Source organism: Veillonella sp. CHU740, assembly GCF_003992055.1.
Taxonomy (GTDB): domain Bacteria; phylum Bacillota; class Negativicutes; order Veillonellales; family Veillonellaceae; genus F0422.
Genome location: NZ_RQVD01000016.1, coordinates 23923 through 30567, shown reverse-complemented (window position 1 = coordinate 30567; position 6645 = coordinate 23923). Strand labels below are relative to the sequence as shown.

The following is a 6645-nucleotide window of genomic DNA, read 5'->3' as shown; positions in this document are numbered from 1 at the left end:
AGAATAGCGCTAGCTATTTAGATAGCTAGCGCTAAGAACTTCTTATATGAGCAGCCCCCACATTTGACAAAGAGCCTTAAAAAGGGTCCTTAGGGACCCTTTTGTTTATTAGTTATATATATAATATGTGTTGAATAATTTTTTTGTTTCAGTTTTATTTTTGATACCTTCATGCATATAGTATCGATATGTAATGAAAGTTTTACATCCTTATATCGTCATTTTTGTATATTCTTATGATAATATTTATATACTGTATTAGGTATGACGGATGAAAGAGGTCTATCTATTGTATGATGTATAGTAGATAATATACCTATGTCATGAGGAGATAGACAATAACAGTGGATATAGTGTAAAAATAGAACAAAAAAGATACTTTTATCGTACATATAGAGCAGTTATCCACCTGATTGTGGATAACTCAGTGTATAACTATGGGTATAGGTTGTGAGTAGATTGTTAATATATTGTGTATTTAGTGTTAATAACTCCATAGTTATACACATCTTATACACAAAAAGTGAATAACCCTTGTACTATAAGGCTTTATTGAATCTTAATGGGTTAGAAAAAATGTTCTGTATTGTGGATATGCACATACATATACATATACGCATATATAATGTATATCGAATCTTATTTCAGATTTTATATTGCTAGGTAGAGTATAGTTAGACTATAATAGATGTATACTTGCGTTCATAGCTCAGTAGGATAGAGCGACAGTTTCCTAAACTGCAGGTCGGGGGTTCAATTCCCTCTGGGCGCACCAGATATAAAAAGGAAGTTACAAGACATGGTAACTTCCTTTTTTATGTATAAGTTATTTCGTTTATCAATATAACTCCTTGCAGAACTAAATACTTCAGTTTTAGTAAGTTGCTTAGAGGAACTGGCAACTAATTGATCATACTATGAGACATTGATATTACAGAATTACAACAATATGTGATAAAATTAAAATATTACATAATTTATATACTAAGGAGAACATGCAAAATGATGAGAAGGAACATAGTACTAGCGACATTGGTTGCTTTATTGTGTACGTCAACAGTATTCGCAGAAGAAGTAAATTTAGGTAAGAATGGAGATACAAGTACAGCTTATACAGCTGGTGGTGTATCCATTGGTAAAGGTACGATTGGATCGAAAGATAAGCGGATAAGTGTGCCTATTGGTATTGGCTATAATCACAATATCGATGCTAATTTTGGGATTGCCTTAGGATATGGAGCAACGATTGAAAAAAATGGAGAACAAGGGATTGTTATTGGTACTAGCTCCTATGTGGGTAAATTAACAGATGAGGAATCATTAGGGGAGGTACCACATGATACGCCTACAAAGGTGGGGAATCAATCAGAACATGTAATGAATGTGGATGAGTATGAACCATTAGATAAGTCAAAAGATAAAAAAGATACTCCAAGTATTCCAAAGGAATATAAAGAAAAAGTAGCCTTTCAATCGATGGCAATTGGTAATGACACTAGAGTCTATGGATTTGATGCCGTAGGGATTGGTAATGGTATTCGGGCAAATGGAACAGATTCTATTGCCATTGGTAAAGCCAGTCGAGCTTGGTTAGACGAGTCCATTGCCATGGGGTCCCAAGCGGTGACAGCTAAGAAAAGAAGTATCGCTCTAGGCCGGTATGCTACTACGTTGTCAGAAGATAGTATAGCCATCGGTAATCGTTCAGAAATAGGTTCTAAGGCAGATAGTAGTATGGCTCTAGGCACTTGGTCGCGTGTGAATGATAAGAATAGTGTAGCTATTGGTGTGTATTCTTCTACAGAAGGACGTGGTGCTGCTATAGACGGTTCATCAGCTTTCATAGGGGATGAAGTGAAAGCAGCAGAAGGTGTCGTTTCTGTGGGTACAGAGGGATACACGATGCAATTTGATAATGGTACGTTAGATATTCCAGATATGAAACGAAGAATCGTCAATGTAGCTGGGGGTATCAAAGATACAGATGCGGTCAATGTAAAACAGTTGAAAGCCATCACAAATGCATTAGGCTATACACCTGAAGAAATCGAGAAAATGAATGCTGGTACGGGATCAAAACCAGAAAGCATTGTCAGCCAAGTTCATACGGTGAAAGCCATGACAGAAGAGGCAAATGATACAGCAAAAATCGCAGGGGCCTCTGCCATTGCCTTAGGTGCTTTAAAAGCTTTGCCATATGATGGGACAGATCGAATACAAGTCATGGCAGGTATAGGCCAATTTAAAGGCACAAAAGGTGTGGCATTAGGAATAGGTCATTATACAAATAAAGATAGATTCTATAATTTTGGACTTAGCCTTGCGGGGCATACCCTATCTTGGAATGCAGGAGCTTCTTTCAGAATCGGTAAAGATGAAAAGAAACCTATGATTTCCAACGATTATGAGATACGTATCCAGCAGTTAGAAGAAAAAAATGCAGAGTTAGAACGAAAAGTGAATCAGTTATTGGTGATGCAAGGAAAATAACATAACAATAGAGGTCATAGTTATACAACATAACAATGACCTCTATTTTTCTTTTCATAAGGCTATGAGAAAGATTACTATAGATATATTATAGAGTTTCTTTGATTCGAGTATAGTGCTGATATAAAGAGTATATAAAGAGTACTAAAGGAATCAATAAGCAGATAGCACCAATTGTTTCTGTCATAGAATTAGGCCACATTGGAATGATTAAACCACAAGCAATTAATACACTAGATATAGCAGGAATTCTCCAAATATGAGTAGGAGATAAGGTGGATTTTATAGATGTAGTTTTCATAGGGATATGATATCGTTTCATAATCGTTAAGATAATGCCTAATACCATACCAATGATGACGATAATATCCCAAATAGCCCATAATATTTTTAATGCCATGGAATTATGATTATGAATATGTAAGTTTATCATAGTTTTCATTCCGGTGAAATACCAAGGAATTTCTTTTGTTGCATACTGATCGAGAGTTGAATCACTATATAAATTGGCATATACAGGCTGTCCTAAAAACATGGCAGGATCGTCATCATTTTGGCTACCTAAATAAAAGGCATAGTGATAATTGTTAAATTTTGATGGATAATCCATAGAAATAAGTTGACGATTAGGATAGGTTGATAGAATTCGTTGAATCGCTTTAGAAGGAGATAAAATTTCGGATGTATGATTAGCTAATTCTTGCTTTGCCATAGAGGCTACACTTGTTGTGTAATAATCATTAACAATAAAAAAACCTCCAACCCATACACCTGTTAGTGATAATATAATTCCCCAAACAGAAGCAATCATAGAAAATTCACGATGCAGAGCGCTGATTTGTAATCGATTTGATGTTTGTGTACTTCGTTTATAGGCGGAACTGAAAGGGCCGTATAAAAAGATACCACTAAGGATGGATAAGAAGCATATCATAGATAGAATAGTTACAAGATAAATACCAAATTTTCCTAAGGCTAATCGAGTATGTAATTCATGAATTGTGTGTAGTGTACTTCGTACCCATGGATGCGCAGGGGTGACATGATGAGATTCAACAAGGGTATTAGAATTTGGGTTATATAAGGTATAGTCTCCTCCCATACCCATTCGTGCAGGTGGGGCAGATGTGGCTGATGAATCAATAATTCTATAGCGTAATAGGTTAGATCCATTCATGGTTGGAGAAATATTCAAAATATCTTTGGATGGATATTGTTGTTTTACCAATGCAGCACCCGCATCTGCAGCATCAAATATAGAGGATGAGGATGGACTCATTGTCATGGTAGATGTACTATGAGAGGGTTGTCCTAAAGACCAAGCATTTAATTCATTTCTAAATAATAATAATAAACCGGTAATGCAAAACATAAGAAAAAATATAATAGAAAAGATAGATATTCTCTTATGCCATTTGTAAAAAGTTGACATATAGTTACTCCTTTCATATAAAAACATGATTATAATAACTTAAATATTTTAGAAATTCAATTATTTGTGACTATGAAAAAAAGTTTTAATATGTATAAATTATAGTTTTTAACTATTAATAGTGTAATAAAATTTATATTGGGCAAGAGAAAATTCTTATGATATTCTGTATACTCAGAATTGAAATATAATTTTTTGTTACTACTATCTGTAGTTATGAAAGGATAAAACTATGAAATTAAAATCACTATTTACGCCCTTATTAGTGGGTATTTTGGCGTTGGGCATTGCGGGCTGCGGTACATCTACAACAACCCAGGATACGCCGAAAGAAATTAAAATTGGTGCTACGGCAGGTCCTCATGCACAAGTGGCTGAGGCGGTAGCGAAGGAAGCACAAAAACAAGGTATTCAAGTAAAAGTAGTAGAATTTTCTGACTATATAACACCAGATAAAGCTTTAGCAGACGGAGATATTCAGTTGAATGCGTACCAACATGTGCCGTTCTTGGAGAACTTTAACAAGCAAAACAATTCTAAACTAGTACCAATCGGTAAAACGATTTTAATGCCAATGGGTATTTACAGCAACACAGCGAAATCTCCTATCGATGTGAAAGATGGTGATACAGTAGCGATTCCAAATGATCCAACCAATGGTGGACGTGCCTTAGCCTTGTTACAACGAGCAGGTCTTATCAAATTGAAAGACGGTGTTGGCTTCAAAGCCACAGTGGCAGACATTGTGGAAAATCCTAAGAACCTAAAAATCCAAGAACTGGAGGCAGCACAATTACCTCGTAGCTTAGATGATGTGACATTGGCGACGATTCCAATGAATTATGTACAAAGTGCAGGCATCAACGTAGGTGAAAAAGGGTTGTACTTAGAACCAAAAGATGAGCCATTAGCAGTGATGATCTTGGCTACACGTGAACAAGATAAAGACAATGAAACTTACAAAAAAATTGCAGAGATTTATCAGTCCGAGGCCATCAAACAATTCATTGCAGAAACTTTTAAAGGAACCATTACATCTGCAAATTAATCAGTACTCATACAGAGGTCTACCCATGTGGTGGGCCTCTTTTTTGTATCGTTGCAACGATAATGAAACGATAGATGTATTGTTGCATGTGCTTATACATGCGATAGTATAGCGGTTTATTTTACGTTGTATCAATGTTATATACTCTATCGTTACAAAGTTTGTGAAACGATAGGCTTATTGTTGCAAAAAAATGAATTAATAAGTTTATTTTTCATAGAAAACAGAAAAATTGAAACGATATATATGCTACTTTAATATGTATTAAATATGATTATTAAGCTATTTATTATATATAATGCAATACTTATATAGTCTATCATTCAATAGTTATGTAACGATAGGTATATCGTTGCAACAATTGGGTAATCATGATATAGTTAGTTTGAGGTGATTAGAATGAAAGAACATAGAGAATTAGAATTTAAAGAATCTATTACAAATACATTCTTAAAAACAGTATCAGCCTTTGCTAACTATGGAAGCGGAAAAATTATATTTGGTATTTCTGATGATGGAAGATATGTGGGAATCGAGAATACTAGGAAAGCTTGTTTAGATATTGAAAATAAGATAAATGATGCTATAAAACCATTACCAAAATATACTATTGATGTAGATGATAATACTAAATTAATTACATTAATTGTAGAAAAAGGAAAAGATACGCCGTACTTATATAAGGGTAAAGCCTATATCAGAAATGACAGTTCTACAATTGAGGTAGGTCAAATTGAATTAAAGCGATTGACGATGCAAGGAATGAATACAACTTTTGATCGCATTCCTTCTCATGAACAAGGGTTAAGCTTTCATATATTAGAAGAAGAATGTCAAAAAAAGTTAGGTATAGAACAGTTAACTCGTGATAATTTAATTACATTAGGATTGTTAGATAAAAGTATAGGGTATACAAATGCAGGTGCATTGTTGGCAGATGTAAATGAATTTTATGGCATAGATATCGCTCGCTTCGGCGCTACTATCGATATCATTTTGAATCGTTATACCTTTGCAAGGCAATCCATTTTAAAAACCTATCAAGAAGCAGTGCGTGTGTATCGTGAGAATTATCAATATGATGAGATACAAGGGATAGAACGAGTTGTGGTGGAAACCATACCGGAAAAAGCATTTCGTGAAGCTATAGCTAATGCTTTAATCCATAGAACTTGGGATGTATCTGCGCATATTCGAGTGGCGATGTATGATGATCGTATTGAAATTACATCACCTGGCGGATTGTTAGACCAACTTTCAAAAGAAGATTATTTATATAAAGAAGTATCGATGTTGCGTAACCCTGTGATAGGAAATGTATTTTTCAGACTACAATTAATAGAACAGTTTGGAACGGGGGTACAACGTATTATTGCATCCTATAAACACTGTAAACGACAACCTGTATTTGATATATCTGAAAACTTTATAAAAATAATATTACCAGTGGTTATTCAAGATACAATACGTATGAGTCCATCAGCGCAACGTATATATGAAGCATTACAAGATGGAGAATTGTCATCCAGTGAATTAGCGAGACTAACAGGGTATGGAAAGCGTAATATATTAGAGGCTGTGAAAGAATTAATTGCAGGCGGTTATGTCATCAAAATTGGATCGGGACCAAAGACAAAATATGCAGTAACATATAGGGCATAATTGGATAAGAAAT

General features: G+C 34.6%; 4 protein-coding genes and 1 tRNA gene. 4 read left to right on the top strand and 1 reads right to left on the bottom strand.

What is annotated here, in order from left to right; genetic code table 11:
• Positions 1 to 698 precede the first annotated feature (698 nt).
• Both EO115_RS08065 and EO115_RS08060 read left to right on the top strand, forming a co-directional pair.
• Positions 699 to 775: transfer RNA gene (locus EO115_RS08065), tRNA-Arg, on the top strand.
• Between the two features lie 227 nt (positions 776 to 1002).
• The gene (locus EO115_RS08060; protein ID WP_126938435.1) at positions 1003 to 2490 is read left to right on the top strand and encodes a YadA-like family protein; all 1488 of its coding nucleotides are present in this window, start codon (positions 1003 to 1005) and stop codon (positions 2488 to 2490) included.
• A gap of 88 nt (positions 2491 to 2578) precedes the next feature.
• Here the strand turns inward: EO115_RS08060 and EO115_RS08055 are convergent, their stop codons facing one another.
• A complete protein-coding gene (locus EO115_RS08055) occupies positions 2579 to 3862 on the bottom strand; it encodes a PepSY domain-containing protein (RefSeq protein WP_240628998.1) in 1284 nt (427 codons plus the stop codon).
• Positions 3863 to 4154: 292 nt separating this feature from the next.
• On the opposite strand from EO115_RS08055, the gene EO115_RS08050 reads away from it, so the two are divergent.
• Entirely contained in the window at positions 4155 to 4970 is an 816-nt protein-coding gene (locus tag EO115_RS08050; protein WP_126938433.1) for a MetQ/NlpA family ABC transporter substrate-binding protein, read from the top strand.
• Between the two features lie 399 nt (positions 4971 to 5369).
• Positions 5370 to 6632 carry an ATP-binding protein gene (locus EO115_RS08045; protein ID WP_126938432.1) on the top strand — a complete coding sequence of 421 codons (1263 nt, stop codon included), beginning with the start codon at positions 5370 to 5372 and terminating at the stop codon, positions 6630 to 6632.
• The last annotated feature ends 13 nt before the right edge of the window (positions 6633 to 6645 follow it).